The following is a 15,850-nucleotide window of genomic DNA, read 5'->3' on the forward strand; positions in this document are numbered from 1 at the left end:
TTCCCGGGTTGTCCAGGATAGTGCTTAATTATTAAAGCTGCACCGGAGGGTATGGATTTAGTAATTAATTAAAATAACCTTGGTAAGAAAGTGATTATTAATCTCCTGAGCTTTCAGCTCACAGCATGCCATTATTGCCGTGGCGTAAAAACGCCGGGCGCTGGTTTAAACGTTCAAACCAGGCCTCAATCGCGGGCACGTCCGGATGCTCAAAAGGCGTCATCTTCCAGCGGTTCACCGACAGCCCCAGCACTACGTCCGCCAGAGTAAAGGTTTCGCCTGCCACCCAACAGCCGGTTTTTTGCAGCTGCCGTTCAAGGATCATAACGCAGTGGTTCCACTCCTTGATCCCCGCCGCAATACGGGCCGGATCGTTATAGTCCGGGTTTTTGCGCCCCAGCGCCGGGAAGACATAGCGCCAGGCGTTGTTGAATTCCGAAGCCTGCCAGTCCATCCAGCGTTCGACGTTGGCACAGGCCTGCGGTTCTACAGGAAGCAGGTCGTCGCGCCCGGCCTTGCGCGCCAGATAGCGGCAGATGGCGTTGGATTCCCACAGCACGAAATCATTATCGATTATCACCGGCACCATGGCGTTCGGGTTCAATTTGCGAAATGCCTCGGTTTCCGTAGAGGCAAAGCCGCTGCCGTAATCCTCCTGCTGATAGTCCAGGCCCGCTTCTTCGCAGGTCCAGAGCACTTTGCGCACGTTGATGGAGGTGGTTTTGCCAAGAATTCTGAGCATTGTTTTTACGCCTTTGGGTTGAGTGCGGAGCCCCGTCCGGATGAGTGTTAACGACTTTGGAACTATGACTGTCAATGATACTGTGGCATGCAAACATATTAGGGGATTATAAGAATGAAGATTGTTTTTGTGCCCGCATTAATCGTAGTCCTGATTGATAAAGAACAGGAGATGGGGCGGGAATTAACCCGGCAGGACGTTGAATCCATCCGCGATGGCGCCACGGCCATTCGTCTGCCGGACGAGGCTGCCGAGGAGATGATCAGAGAGCGCGGCTACCGCGATATTGATCCAGAGAATGTGTGGGGCGAGTGGCAGGCGTACAAAGCTGGCTGAATGACGCCCGACATGTGAGTTGCATCCATAATCGTTATATAGTCAAATATATAACGATTAACATGCTTAGAGGGTATCAATGAATCTGTATATGTTTTATATCGGTGGCAACGCCGGTAAATCGAATATTGAAGTGCATGACATTCAGTTTGTCGCCGCCAACCAACCGAAAGATGCCTGGCCTGCGCTACGTGAAGCCTGGTTTGGGGATAGCGATAAAATTCATATCGATGGTTACAGCCGCATCACCTGGGCCGATGGCTATTCCGTCTCGCTTTCCCCTGAGCCATCGCCGTCTGCGCAGAAACTGTTTTTCGTCAACGCGGGTGGTTACAGGCCGGATACCCTTGCCGAGCTGCATGAATTCGATCTCTTTGTCGCCGAAAATGCGCAGGGTGCGAAGAAAAAGGCGATGAAAACGCTGCTCTGTGGCGTCGATCAGCAGCATAAAGACAACCTGAAAGAGGTTGATGATTGCCTGTTGCTTGAGAAGATCGGAGATCTGTTTATTCATCTGACGCCCTGCGAGACAGGTGTCCGCGACCGTCCAGAATGGCAGGGCTATCAACCGATAGGGGTGTAAGACCTCAGGGACAGCCGCACATTTCAGGCGGCGTCCTGTTTTGAAGACATTATGCTACTGTTGCCCGCTACTCAGCCTGAGCCTGCAAAACACACTCCTTGCGCGCGGGCCATCGCCGGATTAACTATGATCGCCCCGGCAGGACAAATTCAGCCTGGCTGCCAGGCACCAGCGATGACCTCAATTTTTCAATAAACGTGCTGACCCGAAGGGGAAGGTAACGTGTTGTTGGCAGCACCGCCCAGACTGACAACGCCTGAGGATTGGCATCAACGAAATTAATCTCAACAAGCGTCCCGTTGCGGATCTCTTTCATGACATCCCAGCGGGTCAGCTGCGCAATGCCCAGACCCTGGGTACACAACTCTCTTACCCCTTCGACGTTATCGGAGCTGAAGCGTCCATCAACACCGACCCTGAGGAGTTCGCCATCACGTTCGAACATCCATTGAGGAACGCTGCTGAGCCTGAGGCAATGATGCTTCAGTAAATCATCAACACGATGCGGCATACCAATCGTCTTCAGATACTCGGGTGAGGCGCAGACTATTCGCGGATTGTCAGCAATTTTGCGGGCGATGAGCGTGGAGTCCTTCAAGGGGGCGATACGTATGGCGACATCGAACCCTTTCCCTACAATATCAACCACATCTTCGGTAAATTGCAGGTCGATACGTAACGTTGGATTTTCTGATAACAGTTCTGATATCAGAGGCAAAATATGACGTCGCCCAAATCCCGAAGGGGCGGTTACCCTCAATAATCCGGTCGCGCCTTGAGTTGAAGGCGAAAACAGCGCCCGGGCTCCTGACTCTGCCTCAATAAGCGCCCGGGCATAAGGCAGAAATTCCATACCCTCCTGCGTTAATGAAACAGACCGGGTCGTCCTTTGTAAAAGACGCGTTCCCAGCTCGCTTTCAAGCGAGGCGAGGCGTCTTGAAACGGCCATAGCTGAAATACCCTGTCGTTTCGCCGCCTGGGTCAGACTGTGCGTTTCGGTTATAACCAGAAAGAGGGCAACGTCCTGCAAATTCATAATCACTCCGGTATTTGCATCGTCGAAAATGTCATTAACAGGCTAACAAAAATCACTCGATTATAACCATAATCGTTATACAGCCTTATCATTTTGCCCCGTTTAAGCCTGAATAAACAGTGATTATAGTGTGTTCACGTTTTAATTTGTCAGGAGCACATCATGAATACAATACCTCTTTTTACGCCGGGCAGAATTGGCGGGATTGATTTAAAAAACCGTCTGGTCGTCGCACCCATGACCCGGGTCACCGCCTCAGAAGACGGGATCGCCAGCGATCGTATGAAGGTTTACTACGAGAGTTTTGCCCGCGGTGGTTTCGGCCTGGTGATATCAGAAGGGATTTATATTGATCAAAAATGGTCCCAGACCTACGCCTTTCAGGCAGGGTTAACCAGCCCGGAACAGATGGCAGGCTGGCGCAACGTTACCGACGCAGTCCACCAGCAGAACGGGCGAATTTTTGCACAAATCCAGCACGCTGGGGCACTCTCCCAGGGAAACTATTTCAGGGAGGGTACTGTGGCACCCAGCGCCGTTCGTCCGGCTGGCAAGCAGATGACGTTTTATCGGGGTGAAGGGGAATACCCTGTGCCACGTGAACTCGCTGAAGACGAAATAGAGGACATTATTGAAAGCTTTGCCGATGCGGCTGCGCACGCCGTTTTCGAAGCAGGCTTTGATGGGGTGGAGATCCATGGTGCCAATGGTTATCTTCTCGATCAGTTCTTCACGGATTATACCAATCAGCGGACCGATCGCTGGGGCGGGGATATCGCTGGCCGCCTTCAACTCAGCCTTGACGTTATTCAGTCTGTCAGACAGCGGGTAGGTCATGATATTCCGGTAGGGATCCGTATCTCGCAGGGGAAAGTAAATGACTTTTTCCATAAATGGGCCAACGGCGAGGACGATGCCCGTGTGGTATTTTCGCTGCTTGCTCAATCGGGTATCGATTACCTGCACCTGACGGAATACGAAGCCTGGCAACCCGCATTTCCTGATAACCCGCTCTCATTGATTGAGCTGGCGCGGAAATATGCTCCACAGCTAACGCTTATGGCTAATGGCAGCCTCCATGATGAGGCGCGGGCGACAGGGGTGATCGAGAAGGGGGCCGATTTCATTGCGCTTGGCCGTGGCGCACTGGCAAATCATGACTGGCCTGAACGTGTTGCTGCGGGCGGCACGGTACGCGAATTTGATACCGCGATCCTCGGACCCATCGCCACTATTAAAGATTGCGAACTTTCTCTCTGATGCTTCAGCCCCGAATCATTTTTCGGGGCTTTTCACTAACACACCACAGCGCTCTTTCGCGAAGTCCAGAACGTCAGCACAACCGCGCTCAGCAGTAAAATGCTGCTCATCGCAAAGGTGCTCTGCCAGCCAATATGATCAAAAACCATGCCGCCCGCCGTGGAACCCAGGGCAATCGACAACTGGATCACCGCCACCATCAGCCCACCGCCTGCTTCTGCATCGTCGGGCAGAGTACGGGCGATCCACGACCACCATCCCGTAGGTGCCGCTGTCGCCAGCAGTCCCCAGAGCCCCAATAGCAGGGCCACGATCCAGAGGCTGTGTCCGGTCAGGACCAGCATTCCGGCGATGGCGGCCATCAAGAGCGGGATTGCCATTAAGGTCTGATAAAAGCGCGCGTTCAGAAAAGTGGCGATAATCAGCGTGCCCACAAAACCGGCGATGCCGATGGTGAGCAGGATCAGCGATAAACCGGAGGCGCTGACGTGGGTGACGGTCTCCAGGAACGGGCGCACGTAGGTGAATAATGCAAACTGCCCCATAAAGAACAGGCCGCAGGCGAACAGGCCCACGGAAACCACCGGCTGACGGAACAGGCGCAGTACCGTACCGCGTGACGGCTGATTATTCTCCATCTTCGGCAGGCTGAAGCATTGCCAGATGAAGGCCACAACCGCAACGGGAACCAGACACAGGAAGGCGCCGCGCCAGCCAATGGTAGCCCCGAGATAGCTGCCGAGCGGGGCGGCAACCACCGTCGCCAGGGCGTTACCGCCGTTAAAAATCGCCAGCGCGCGGGAAACCTGATGCGGCGGCACCAGACGCATGGCCGTTGCCGCAGAGAGCGACCAGAAGCCGCCGATGGCAATGCCAATCAGCGCTCGCCCGGCCATATAGACCAGATAGCTGGAGGCGAGGGCGATAATGAGCCCCGACAACGCCATCAGGATCGTCATGCCCAACAGGAGCATTTTACGGTTTATGCTCCCGGCAAGTTGCGGGAGGCTCAGGCTGGTCAGAACCGCCAGCGCGCCGGAGATGGCAATGCCCTGGCCCGCCATCCCCTCGGTGACGCCGAGATCTCCGGCGATGGGCGTAAGCAGGCTGACCGGCATAAATTCCGAGGCGATCAGCACGAACACGCACAGGGTCATGGCAAAAATACCGCCCCAGTATGCGTGCGGAGTTTTATGATGTGTGGTTTGGCTCAGTGGTGACATATTCAGATTTCATAAAGGCCACCTGTAAGACACAGGTGGCGCAGAGGGTTATTTCAGACTGGTTTTGAAGAACTGCTCAAACTGACCGAACGGGATCTTACCGGCAGCGTTGTCGTATAAGTCGACGTGGTTGGCACCCGGGACAATCACCAGCGCTTTCTGTTTGCTGCCGACGGCCTTATAGGCGTCTTCAGCGAAGTAGCGTGAGTGGGCTTTTTCACCGGTAACGATAAGCGTCGGAATAGCGATTTCGCTGGCGTAGCTCAGCAGCGGCATATTCATGAACGACAGCGGCATGGTCGCGGTCCAGGCGCCGGTAGAGTTCACTGAACGTTCGTGGAAGCCGCGCGGCATCCGGTAGTAATCGAAGAACTCTTTCAGGACCGGGTGCGGATCGGCAGGTAACGCCTCTGGCAAAATACGGTCAGCCGCGCTCGCTTTGCCGTTCTCGACATAAATATCATGCCCGGCATGGGCAAAGGTGCCGCTCTCGGCGTCCTTCCAGCGCTGTTCGTTCAGGTACTGCAATACGGCATGGCGATCGGCAGCAGAGTAACGGTCTTTGCCATCACCCACGCCGTGGCCCATCGCCCGGCTCATGTCATACATCACGCTGGTGGCGACCGCCTTCACGCGGGTGTCCATGGACGCCGCGTTCAGCGCCATTCCGCCCCAGCCGCAGATGCCAATAATGCCGATCCGGTTGCGATCCACCTCTTTCTGTAATCCCAGGAAATCCACTGCCGCGCTGAAGTCTTCGGTGTTGATATCCGGGGAGGCGACATTGCGCGGCTGGCCGCCACTTTCCCCGGTGTATGAGGGGTCGAAGGCCAGGGTCACAAAGCCTTTCTCCGCCAGGGTCTGCGCATACAGGCCGCTGGACTGCTCCTTCACCGCGCCAAACGGTCCGCTCACGGCAATCGCGGCCAGCTTGCGGTTGCCCCGGTCTTTCGGCAGATAGAGATCGCCCACCAGGGTGATGCCGTAGCGGGTCTGGAATGTCACCTTGCGGTGATCCACCTTCTTGCTTTCGGCAAAGGTCTTGTCCCATGTCGTCACCATCGACACAGGAGCGTTCGGATTGGTTGTTTCTGCATAACTCATCGTCGTTACTCCACTTAAAGATGCACATAGCAGCATTGCAGGCAGGGCCGCCGTCAGTTTTTGTGTGAACGTTTTCATAAGAGGTACCGGGCTGTGTTGGGGTGAGGCCAGTATAGTTAGCAGAAATAGTGCTGATTAGAGGGTGAAAACTGCTAGGATTCATACCAAATTGTTCTGAATTGAGGGCGTGATGGCCAAACGGGAAAATTACAACGAGCTGTACCTGTTTATGCAGGTGGTGCGGGAGGGGAGCTTTACCGCTGCAGCCCAACGGCTTGGTCTGGCCCAGTCCGGGATCAGCCGTTCCGTACGCGAGCTGGAAGAGCGGCTCGGCGTGCAGCTGCTGGTGCGTACCACGCGCAGGCTGTCGCTGACGCAGGCAGGGGAGCAGCTCTATCAGGCGACGGAATCCGCTTTTGACGCGCTGGACAGCGGGCTTGCCACCCTGGCGCACTATCGCGAGACCCCCTCCGGCAGGGTACGCATCAATGCCAGCCAGCATGCCATCGATAAATGTCTGTTGCCGAAGCTGGCGGTATTCAAACAGCGCTACCCGGATATCCGGCTGGAACTGATGAATGAGAGCCGTTTCGTTGACATCATCGCCGAGCGATTCGATGCCGGTGTCCGGCTGGGACCGGAGGTCGGGCCCGGCATGGTCGCCACTCGTATCACTCCTGACATGGAGATGGCGGTGGTGGGCACGCCCGACCATCTTCGCCGCTACGGATTCCCCCAGACGCCCGCAGATTAAGCCGCCCATCCCTGCATTGCCTATCAGTTTGCTGACGGCAGCCTTTATCATTGGGAACTGATTCAGGACGAGAAAAGCATCAGGCATCGCCCCGAGGGGCAGTGGGCGCTCTCCGACAGCTATATGGAGGCCGAGGCCGCCCGCCTGGGTCTGGGGCTGGCTTACGTTCCGGTAGAGCTGGTGGAGAATGATTTACAGCGCGGGACCCTGATCCGGGTGTTGCAGCGCTACAGCCTGCGTATGGACGGGTTGTTCCTCTATTATCCCCATCGCAACGTGTCACCAGCCTTAAGAGCGGTAATCGATACGCTGAAAATTTGAGGGTGAATTTTGTAGGCCGGGCAAGCGCAGCGCCCCCGGCAAGCCCTTTCTGGAAGACGCCTCGCAAACCACAAAGTAACCCTGTGTAAATCAGGGTTAACGCTTTTCTTCCCAGTTTCAGGGTCGTAAAGTCAATGCGTTGCGGCACCTGATAGCCCAACTCATCGTGGGAGAAAAGTTCACCTCCTGTGTGCCTGATTGCTGGCGGAGTTTGTGAAAGAACCCTATATCACTGCGCATTGAGTGCGGGTGTAATCATTCAGGGGCTCATTGGCCCCTTTGCTTTTTTTAAAGAAAGAGGGGGAGTGGATACAACCCAATAACCAGGCAGCACTCTATTTCCTCGCGTCACTAAATTGCATTACGCGACAATTTGTCGCATAATTTTAATCGTAATGCGTCAAACTGGCGTAACGATTGAAACCATCCCAATACCTTACTGGCGCGGGTGACTAAATGATGAGGTTTAAAATGGCAACAAGCATTCGACTGGATGATGATTTCGTTGAAGAAGTGAAAATTCACGCAGAAGCGATGAGCCGTAGTGTACCCAAGCAGATTGAGCACTGGGCTAAGATTGGGCGTATTGCTGAGGATAATCCAGATCTGCCGTTTTCCTTTATTAGCGAAATTCTGCTGGCGAAATCAGAAATGGATAACGGGAGAATGAAGAAATATGTGCGCAGAAAAGACAGATCGGGAAATTGAGGTCTACCAGTCAAGTCGCTTTGAAAAAGTCTTTAAACGCCTGACCAAAGAGGAGCAGGATAGCGTTGATGTAGAGATTGAACACATCATTGAAAACCCGGAAATAGGCGAAAAGAAGAAGGGGGATCTCAGTTATCTGTGGGTGCATAAGTTTTACATGGGGAAACAGCAATACCTGCTCGGTTATACCTGGCTTGAACATAAGCTGGTGATCTACCTCCTGAGTTTGGGCACTCATGAGAATTACTATGATGAGCAAAAGCGGCACCGCAAAGCCGACCTGAAACTACTTGGTTAAGATCAGCGAGCACATTCAGAGCGGTAAAACAGTTAGTTACCCCATGATTCCCTCACCAATGAGGGAACCGTTTATCATTTTGGCATCATTCCGAAACCAGCCACATATCCGCTTCTTCAAACATCTCTTCCAGCATGCGGTTCAGCTTTTCCCGATCGCTTTTACTGGCATCGCTGTTCAGGCCGTTTGCCTGCATCGGCTTAACCTTCACTTCGGCTTCCGGAAAGATGCGGTGCACGCGCTTAGTTAATTCTTCGAGGATGATTTCCCGGGCACCTGCGAGTCCCGCAACGTTTCTTTTGTCGTAAACCAGTTCAACGAACATAACAGATCCCTATAAATACTGTTTTAATGTACAGCATTTTCACCGCAGCAATAAAATCTGTCAAGGCAATCGGCAGCCTCTGTCAGCGCCCGCATCTTCAAAGCATTTTTACGGTGTCGTTTAACCAGTCGGGAAGATGTTCCTGATACCAGTTGAGATAAAGGGGAAATGCACGCTTTTGCCGCGCATCCAACAACACAATCACCTCGGTGACAATCCACGCTTTGGCAATGGCTATTTCCCGCGCCAGGTCATGGACATTATGCTGACCGGACAGCTGGCAGTAGCGTTCAGCGAGATCGATAAAGGTTTGCTTCGTTCCCATCCCCTTTATAAGAGGGGCGAGGTCGATACCAGGGCTCCCTTGTCCGAATCTCTCCCAGTCAAAAAGAACCCATTCACCGTTCTCTCTTCTTCCCCAGTTGCCAGCGTTGCTGTCACCCGAAACCAGTCCCTGGCCGCTAAACAGCACATCGCTGCACTGCTGAAATCGCCGTAGCTGCTGCGCGCTTTTTTCAGCTATGGCCAGGAGCAGGAGCGATTTTTGCAGCGCTGATGCTGACCACTGGTGAGTGTGGTAGCGCCAGGCACTATTTACCGGGTAACGATGCAGACGTCCCAGCATACGGATAGCGTTATCACTTGCGACAGACGACTGTTCAACCGGGTGAGGAATATACTCCAGGGTTAACTTGCGCAGGTTGGCATCAGAGGACCAGAGCGTTGGCGTCGCGATGCCTGCCTGATTAAGCTCCGTCGCGGCGGAGTGATAAAAAGCGTATTCCACGTCGCCAACCGGGCACTTCTCAATAACGGTATGGCCGTCGTCATTGACCTTTTTCGCCACGCTGGCGATGCCCATCTGGGATAAATCGCTGGCAGACATGCATTATCTCTTCAAAATTCGCAGGTGTGTTGGTCTGGTTTATGAGTGTAATGCAAACGGGGAATTGCGCTATGGCGGTTAAACTGCCGCCCGCTTAGCGGGCGGCATTCACTGTCAGAACAGAACCGAGTAGTTCAGGCCGAAGGTGCGGCCGCGGCCTTTGTAGGTATAGAGGTTCTCAGCACCGTAGGTTGGGCTGTACAGACCCGGTGCGCGCTGGCCCCATGCGGTGGTGTAGTCTTCATCCAGCAGGTTTTCTACGCTGAAGCTCAGCTTGCCCACCGGCAGCAGGTAACTGCCGATGAAGTCAGCGGTGTTGTAGCCCTCAATCTTCTTGCCGGCTTCATCAGAGAGATCGAACGTCTGGGTACTTTGCAGACGCAACGTCCAGTCGCCCGGCGCCCAGGTAACCCATGCGCTCATTTTGGACGGGCTGGCGCTGTCGACCGTCAGCTTCTCCCATTTCCCATCGACGCGGGTTTCCGATTTGATGACGTTGAAGTTTGTACCGGTGCTCCACTCGCTGTCGGTGAAGAAATAATCGATCTGGCCTTCAACGCCGTAGATACGACGTTCGTCATCTTCGACGTTGATAGTCATGTCGCTTTTATTGATGTTGATGGTCTTGTCGGAAAGGGAATAGTACCCGGCGATCTGCGTGCGCAGATTATCCCCGGTGTAGCGCCAGCCCAGTTCGTATGCATCAACTTTAATCCCGTCGAGTTTTGAGTCGTTCACATTAACGCTGTTGACCAGACGATAATGGCCGTTTACCAACTGGTAGGTGCCGGAACCGTAGTATTTCGCCAGATCCGGGATCTCAAAGCCCTGGGAGAAGTTAAACCACAGCTGCTGGCGTTCGGTCAGATGCCCCAGAATGCCGGCGTTAAACAGCACGTTGTTGTAGTCAGTTTTCCCGCCCGGAACCGCGTCTGCGGAGGTGGCTCTGCCCGTGGCAATCGCCTGCTGTTGCGCGTAGCCAACAAAGTCATCCACCTTGTTTTCGGTGTACTGATAGCGCACGCCGCCGCTCAGGGTGATGGCGGAGAAGTCGTAGCTGCTTTGCAGGAATGGCGCGAGGTTGGTGATGCTGTAGCCCGGATAGCGGCCGACGTTATAGGCGTTGTCCAGCTTCATTCCGCCGCTGGCAGCCGCCTTGTTGAGGTCGAAGAATTGCTGGTTGGCGTCGAAAGTTTCATGCTCCGCATCCATACCCCATGTCAGGGTCAGATTATCCAGCGGTTTGCTGTTAAGGGTGAGCTTGCCGCCGTAGAAATCGGTTTTTTGCTGTGACGCCCCAATGCTGGTGACCCGGCCGCCGGAAAGCGTAGGGAAGGGATAGTAGGTCAGGCTTTCATCGCGATAGTAAATCTGCGCGAGCAGATCCTGGCCCCAGAAGTCGGTGTTGGAATATTGCAGGTTGATCAGGTGGCGTTCGGTGCCCGGAATACGATCGGAGTCGAGATTATTTTTGTTGTACGCGTTGCCATCGCCCGTCACCGCTGAGAAGTTCTCGCCCAGATAGAGGCCGTGCTTGCCGTCGGATTGACTTTTGTAATACTGGGTGGTGAGTTGCAGCTGCTGGTGATCGTCAATATTCAGCGTGCCGGTGCCCATCACGTCCAGACGGTCGGAGTATTGCAGGCCGGTCTGGGTGTTATCGATGATCACCTCGTCGCCGTTGCCGTCATACCAGCCGCCAAAGCGCTGATACGCCACTGACAGACGACCGGAGGCGTTGTCGTTACCACCGCTGACAGCCGCAGCTACGTTCTCATCATTATCGTTATGGCTGTTGAAGCCGGTTTTCATGCCGGTCTGGAACTCGACTTCCGTCTCCGGCTGGCCTTTTTTGGTGACGATATTGATTAAGCCGCCGGTACTGCCGCCGCCGTAAAGGGAAGTTGCCCCCGAGATAACTTCAATGCGGGAGATATTAAAAGGATCGATAGAATCCAGCTGGCGGCTGTCGCTGCGCGAGGAGTTCAAACGCACGCCGTCGACCATCACCATCATCGAACGACCACGCATATTCATGCCGTAGTTAGTGCGTCCCTGGCTGCTGACATCCATGCCGGGGATCAGCTGCGCCAGCACCTCTTTGATCTCTTTCCCACCCTGAACCTGCTGTTCAATTTCAGCCTGTTCAATGACCCAGGTGGTTTGTGCCATGTCGGTGATGCTGTGATTCGTACGGCTGGCGGCGACCACCAGCGTGTCATCTTTTTGTACTTCAGCAGAGGCATTAGCGGCTAATGTCATAAATAAACAAGAGCTTAGCGCGCGATAACTGTGCGATTTCATTATTGTGATCATCCTGATTTTTTAAAGTGCCGGTGGCCTGACGCCCCGTAACGCAAGAACATCACCTTCAGAGGTGATAGTGATTATCAAGATGATATGAATAATCATTACAATGTAAACAGGTTGTGTTAAAAAATGTTTCTATAAAGGCATGATATTAATGTGGTTTTTAGTGGGGACTCATCACTGCGGTCACAAATAAAACGCGCCGTGCTGAATAAAACCGCGATGGGTAAAAACTCCCAAAGAATCATGATTCAGGTGTCTGCCCCCTATACTGACAACTGCACTGATCGCTTATACAGGAGACGAAGCGCGGTTAACGACCGGATAAAACCTCATCCCTTACTGGCAGGAGAACACTATGCAAAAGCCTAACACCTTTAAAACGCTGCTGGCCGCATCGGCAGTAGCCGCACTGTTCTGCACCGTCGGCGTACAGGCGCAGACGACGAGCGCCGCGCAGTCCAGCGCCGCAAAACCAAGCGCCTCCGGCGAGAAACTCAGCGCCAGCGATGAAAAAGCGTTAAAAGATATGGCGCAGGCCAATATCAATGAAGTCGCCGCCGGGAAGCTCGCCCTGAGCAAGGCCGAGAGCAGCGACGTCAAAGCCTTCGCCCAGAAGATGGTTGATGACCATGGTAGCGCACTGACCAAAGTTCAGGCGGTTGCCGAGAAAAAAGGCGTAACGCTGCCGACCGAACCGGATGCCAAACATAAGGCGATGGCCGATAAGCTGGAAAAAGCGAGCGGTGCCGAATTTGACAAGATGTATATGGAAAACGCCGGCACTAAAGATCACGAGATGGTGCTGTCTAAGCTGAAAAGTGATGCTAAAAACATTAAGGATGCGGACGTGATGGCGCTGGCCGACGCGCATACCCCGGTGGTTGAGCAGCACCTCAAGTCAGCCGAGCAGATGACGATGAATTCAGACAAGAAAGAGAACAAGTAAGCCGGTTGTCCGGCGGGCGCTGGAAAGCCAGCGCCCTTCAGGGCACCACTACAGTGCACCATCCTCGTTCCCCCTCACCAAAACGGTGAAAACCCACCGCTGAAAAATCCCAATATACTGACAAACCTCATAAAAATTTTTGGCACACCCCTTGCAAAGCTAAACCTGAAAGGGCAGTGCACCACACAATCTGAAAATAGCTGGCTAGGGTTCCGGTCCACGCAGGTGGACGACTGGTCCAAGAGCTGGCGACCTCTGAGAGGTTACACGGCGGGACAAAAGCCCGGGAGACAGCAGCACCCACGGTGTCGCGCTGCCCCCTAATTTTGTGCCACTCAGAGGTCAAGCATGAAGAAAACGCCATTACTCCGCTCACTTGTACTGTCTCTGGCGATGCTGGTCAGTCTCCCCACCTTTGCCGCCGTCAAAAAAGAGTTCAACGTCTGCTGGACCATCTACGCCGGGTGGATGCCCTGGGGCACTATCAGCACCAGTAAAATCATCGATAAATGGGCCGACAAATACGGCATCAAAATCAACGTCGTGCAGCTCAACGACTACATCGAATCGATCAACCAGTACACCGCAGGCCAGTTTGACGGCTGCACCATGACCAACATGGATGCGCTGACCATTCCGGCGGCGGGCGGGGTGGACACCACGGCGCTGATCCTCGGCAGTTACTCCGAAGGCAACGACGGCGTGGTGATGAAAGGCGAGGGCAAAACCCTCACCGACCTGAAAGGGATGAAGATCTACCTGCCGGAGCTCTCGGTTTCTCACTATCTGCTGGTGCGCGGGCTGGAGAAGGCCGGACTGGCGGAGAAAGACGTCACCGTGGTGAACACCTCCGACGCGGATATCGTCTCCGCTTTCGGCACCGACAGCGTTAAGGCCGCCGTGGCCTGGAACCCGCAGCTGTCGGTGATTAAAGCCACGCCGAAAACCACCGAAGTGTTCAGCTCCTCGCAGGTGCCGGGCGAGCTCATCGACATGATGGTGGTCAACAGCGAAACCCTGAAGGACAACCCGGCGCTCGGCAAAGCCCTTACCGGGGCCTGGTACGAAATGATGGGCCTGATGAAAGCCCAGGACGCCAGCGCCCTGAACGCGATGGCGGCAGCGTCCGGCACCGATCTGGCGGGCTATCAGGCTCAGCTGAAAACCACTCATCTGTTCTACACCCCGCAGGACAACCTGGCGTTTGTCACGTCAGCGGAGCTGGCAAAAACCATGCAGCGCGTGGCGGCGTTCTCATTTGATAAAGGGCTGCTGGGCGAGGGGGCGCAGAGCGCCGATTTCATCGGCATGAGCTTCCCGGGCAAGGTTACTCAGGGTGATGCCGGCAACGTGAAGCTGCGCTTTGACGACAGCTTCGTGAAAATGGCCGCTGCGGGCCAGCTGTGATGAGTGACGGAGTCTCCATGCGACAGATAAATCGCCATCCCACCTCAGGTATGCGGCTGATGCTGGTAATGCTGCCGTTTGTCCTCCTGCTGGCCGCATACTTCTTTGGCTCGGCGGTGCGGCTGGACGCCAACCCGCATGACAAGCTGCTGCCCGGCCTGCAACAGATGCTGGATGCCCTCTCCCGGATGGCGTTCACCCCGGACAAACGCAGCGGCGAGTATCTGTTCTGGGTCGACACCCTGGTGAGCCTCGCCCGGCTGCTGGTGGGGCTGGCGATCGCCTCACTGATTGGCCTGTGCATCGGCATCACCTCCGGGGTGTTTCCGATGTGGCGCGCGTCGCTTTCGCCGCTGATGACGGTGCTGTCGATGATCCCGCCCCTGGCGATCCTGCCGGTGCTGTTTATCGTCTTCGGGCTGGATGAGCTGTCGAAGGTGATGCTGATTGTCATTGGCATCACGCCGATGCTGGCCCGGGATCTGGAGCATCGCGCCTGCGAAATCCCGCAGGAGATCCTGATTAAGGCCCAGACGCTGGGCGCCAACAGCTGGACGCTGGTGCTGCGGGTGGTTCTGCCGCAACTGCTGTCGCGCCTGCTCACCTCGCTGCGCCTGCTGCTGGGATCAGCGTGGTTATTCCTCATCTCGGCGGAGGCCATCTCTTCCACCGCCGGGCTCGGCTACCGCATTTTCCTCGTGCGCCGCTATATGGCGATGGACGTCATCATCCCGTATGTCCTGTGGATCACGCTGCTGGCCTGGCTGATGGATCTGGCCCTGCGCCAGCTGCACAGGCGCTGTTTCCCGTGGGCTGAAGGAGGCAAAGCATGAGTTTTATCACCATCGACAATATCTGGCAGGAGTACGGCGACCACGTGGTGCTGGAGCGCCTGAACCTGCAGATTAAAGAGGGCGAGTTCTGCTCGATGGTCGGCGCGTCCGGCTGCGGCAAATCGACCTTCCTGCGGCTGCTGCTCGGTCAGGAGCGTCCCAGCCGGGGCGTGATCACCCTTGACGGCAAACCGCTGGTTGCCGAGCCGGACAGCCGCCGGGGCGTGGTGTTCCAGCGCTACTCCGTTTTTCCGCACCTCAGCGTGCTGGATAACGTGGCCATCGGCCTCGAACTGCCGCAATCCCCGCTCCTGGGTCGTCTTTTTGGCGCCAAAAAACGCGCCGCCCGGGAGCAGGCGGCAGAGATGCTGGCAAAGGTCGGCCTCGGCCATGCCCTGGGTAAATACCCGGCCCAGCTCTCGGGCGGGATGCAGCAGCGTCTGGCCATTGCCCAGGCCTTCATCATGCAGCCGCGCGTGCTGCTGCTGGACGAGCCGTTTGGCGCACTCGATCCGGGGATCCGCAAGGACATGCATGCGCTGCTGCTGCAACTGTGGGGCGAAACCCGCATGACGGTCTTTATGGTCACCCACGATCTCTCCGAAGGCTTCAACCTCGGCACCCGCCTGCTGGTGTTCGACAAAGTGCGCCTCGATCCCCAGGCCCCTAACGCTTACGGGGCGCGCATCACCTACGACATTCCGCTCAACGAGACCAGGCTCTCGGCGATGAGCGGGAAGGTTTCCGACAACGTTTATGCATTAAGAGGATAAAC

The 15,850-nt window shown here is 55.3% G+C and carries 16 protein-coding genes, 1 pseudogene and 1 riboswitch; of the genes and pseudogenes, 10 read left to right on the top strand and 7 right to left on the bottom strand.

All coding sequences use genetic code 11. The features are described 5' to 3' along the window. Positions 1–118: 118 nt before the first annotated feature. Positions 119–742, bottom strand: a complete 624-nt coding sequence (locus FHN83_RS22325; protein ID WP_039029219.1) for a glutathione S-transferase family protein — start codon at positions 740–742, stop codon at positions 119–121. 114 nt (positions 743–856) lie between these two features. On the opposite strand from FHN83_RS22325, the gene FHN83_RS22330 reads away from it, so the two are divergent. Further along, positions 857–1,078, top strand: coding sequence for a hypothetical protein (locus FHN83_RS22330; RefSeq protein ID WP_039029220.1), 222 nt, complete (start codon positions 857–859; stop codon positions 1,076–1,078). A gap of 79 nt (positions 1,079–1,157) precedes the next feature. After that, a complete protein-coding gene (locus FHN83_RS22335) occupies positions 1,158–1,661 on the top strand; it encodes a DUF1543 domain-containing protein (protein ID WP_039029221.1) in 504 nt (167 codons plus the stop codon). A gap of 124 nt (positions 1,662–1,785) precedes the next feature. Here FHN83_RS22335 and FHN83_RS22340 read toward each other — a convergent pair whose 3' ends face one another. Continuing rightward, on the bottom strand, positions 1,786–2,697 hold the full coding sequence (locus FHN83_RS22340) for a LysR family transcriptional regulator (RefSeq protein ID WP_139564966.1): 912 nt from the start codon (positions 2,695–2,697) through the stop codon (positions 1,786–1,788). A 162-nt stretch (positions 2,698–2,859) separates the two neighbouring features. On the opposite strand from FHN83_RS22340, the gene FHN83_RS22345 reads away from it, so the two are divergent. Next, positions 2,860–3,957: an NADH:flavin oxidoreductase gene (locus FHN83_RS22345; RefSeq protein ID WP_139564967.1), complete on the top strand. Its 1,098-nt coding sequence runs from the start codon at positions 2,860–2,862 to the stop codon at positions 3,955–3,957. A gap of 35 nt (positions 3,958–3,992) precedes the next feature. Here the strand turns inward: FHN83_RS22345 and FHN83_RS22350 are convergent, their stop codons facing one another. Continuing rightward, positions 3,993–5,180, bottom strand: a complete 1,188-nt coding sequence (locus FHN83_RS22350; protein WP_139564968.1) for an MFS transporter — start codon at positions 5,178–5,180, stop codon at positions 3,993–3,995. Between the two features lie 48 nt (positions 5,181–5,228). Next, a complete protein-coding gene (locus FHN83_RS22355; protein ID WP_139564969.1) occupies positions 5,229–6,362 on the bottom strand; it encodes an alpha/beta hydrolase in 1,134 nt (377 codons plus the stop codon). Between the two features lie 112 nt (positions 6,363–6,474). Here FHN83_RS22355 and FHN83_RS22360 point away from each other — a divergent pair. The 3 genes and pseudogenes from FHN83_RS22360 (at position 6,475) to FHN83_RS22370 (ending at position 8,365) form a co-directional block, all read left to right on the top strand. Continuing rightward, positions 6,475–7,359 (top strand): annotated as a pseudogene (locus FHN83_RS22360) (LysR family transcriptional regulator). 471 nt (positions 7,360–7,830) lie between these two features. Further along, positions 7,831–8,067, top strand: coding sequence for a ParD-like family protein (locus FHN83_RS22365; RefSeq protein WP_039029299.1), 237 nt, complete (start codon positions 7,831–7,833; stop codon positions 8,065–8,067). After that, complete coding sequence (locus FHN83_RS22370; protein WP_039029226.1) at positions 8,036–8,365, top strand: type II toxin-antitoxin system RelE/ParE family toxin; 330 nt, start codon at positions 8,036–8,038, stop codon at positions 8,363–8,365. The genes FHN83_RS22365 and FHN83_RS22370 overlap by 32 nt, the downstream gene beginning before the upstream one ends. 85 nt (positions 8,366–8,450) lie before the next feature. Here the strand turns inward: FHN83_RS22370 and FHN83_RS22375 are convergent, their stop codons facing one another. The 3 genes from FHN83_RS22375 to FHN83_RS22385 all read right to left on the bottom strand — a co-directional run bounded on the left by FHN83_RS22375 (position 8,451) and on the right by FHN83_RS22385 (position 11,880). After that, entirely contained in the window at positions 8,451–8,690 is a 240-nt protein-coding gene (locus tag FHN83_RS22375) for a DinI family protein (RefSeq protein ID WP_039029227.1), read from the bottom strand. Positions 8,691–8,787: 97 nt separating this feature from the next. Continuing rightward, entirely contained in the window at positions 8,788–9,576 is a 789-nt protein-coding gene (locus tag FHN83_RS22380) for a phosphotransferase family protein (RefSeq protein WP_139564970.1), read from the bottom strand. A 114-nt stretch (positions 9,577–9,690) separates the two neighbouring features. Continuing rightward, positions 9,691–11,880 (bottom strand): TonB-dependent siderophore receptor, encoded by a 2,190-nt coding sequence (locus FHN83_RS22385; RefSeq protein WP_138368880.1) that lies wholly within the window; start codon positions 11,878–11,880, stop codon positions 9,691–9,693. A 364-nt stretch (positions 11,881–12,244) separates the two neighbouring features. On the opposite strand from FHN83_RS22385, the gene FHN83_RS22390 reads away from it, so the two are divergent. The 4 genes from FHN83_RS22390 (at position 12,245) to FHN83_RS22405 (ending at position 15,848) form a co-directional block, all read left to right on the top strand. Beyond that, on the top strand, positions 12,245–12,835 hold the full coding sequence (locus tag FHN83_RS22390; RefSeq protein ID WP_039029230.1) for a DUF4142 domain-containing protein: 591 nt from the start codon (positions 12,245–12,247) through the stop codon (positions 12,833–12,835). A 193-nt stretch (positions 12,836–13,028) separates the two neighbouring features. Beyond that, positions 13,029–13,127: riboswitch (guanidine-I (ykkC/yxkD leader) on the top strand. Between the two features lie 56 nt (positions 13,128–13,183). Continuing rightward, on the top strand, positions 13,184–14,242 hold the full coding sequence (locus FHN83_RS22395) for a putative urea ABC transporter substrate-binding protein (RefSeq protein ID WP_039029231.1): 1,059 nt from the start codon (positions 13,184–13,186) through the stop codon (positions 14,240–14,242). A gap of 17 nt (positions 14,243–14,259) precedes the next feature. After that, positions 14,260–15,075 carry an ABC transporter permease gene (locus FHN83_RS22400; protein WP_139564971.1) on the top strand — a complete coding sequence of 272 codons (816 nt, stop codon included), beginning with the start codon at positions 14,260–14,262 and terminating at the stop codon, positions 15,073–15,075. Further along, complete coding sequence (locus FHN83_RS22405) at positions 15,072–15,848, top strand: ABC transporter ATP-binding protein (RefSeq protein WP_139564972.1); 777 nt, start codon at positions 15,072–15,074, stop codon at positions 15,846–15,848. The genes FHN83_RS22400 and FHN83_RS22405 overlap by 4 nt, the downstream gene beginning before the upstream one ends. Positions 15,849–15,850 lie beyond the last annotated feature (2 nt).

The organism is Leclercia adecarboxylata (assembly GCF_006171285.1).
In the GTDB taxonomy this organism is placed as follows: Bacteria; Pseudomonadota; Gammaproteobacteria; order Enterobacterales; family Enterobacteriaceae; genus Enterobacter; species Enterobacter barmai.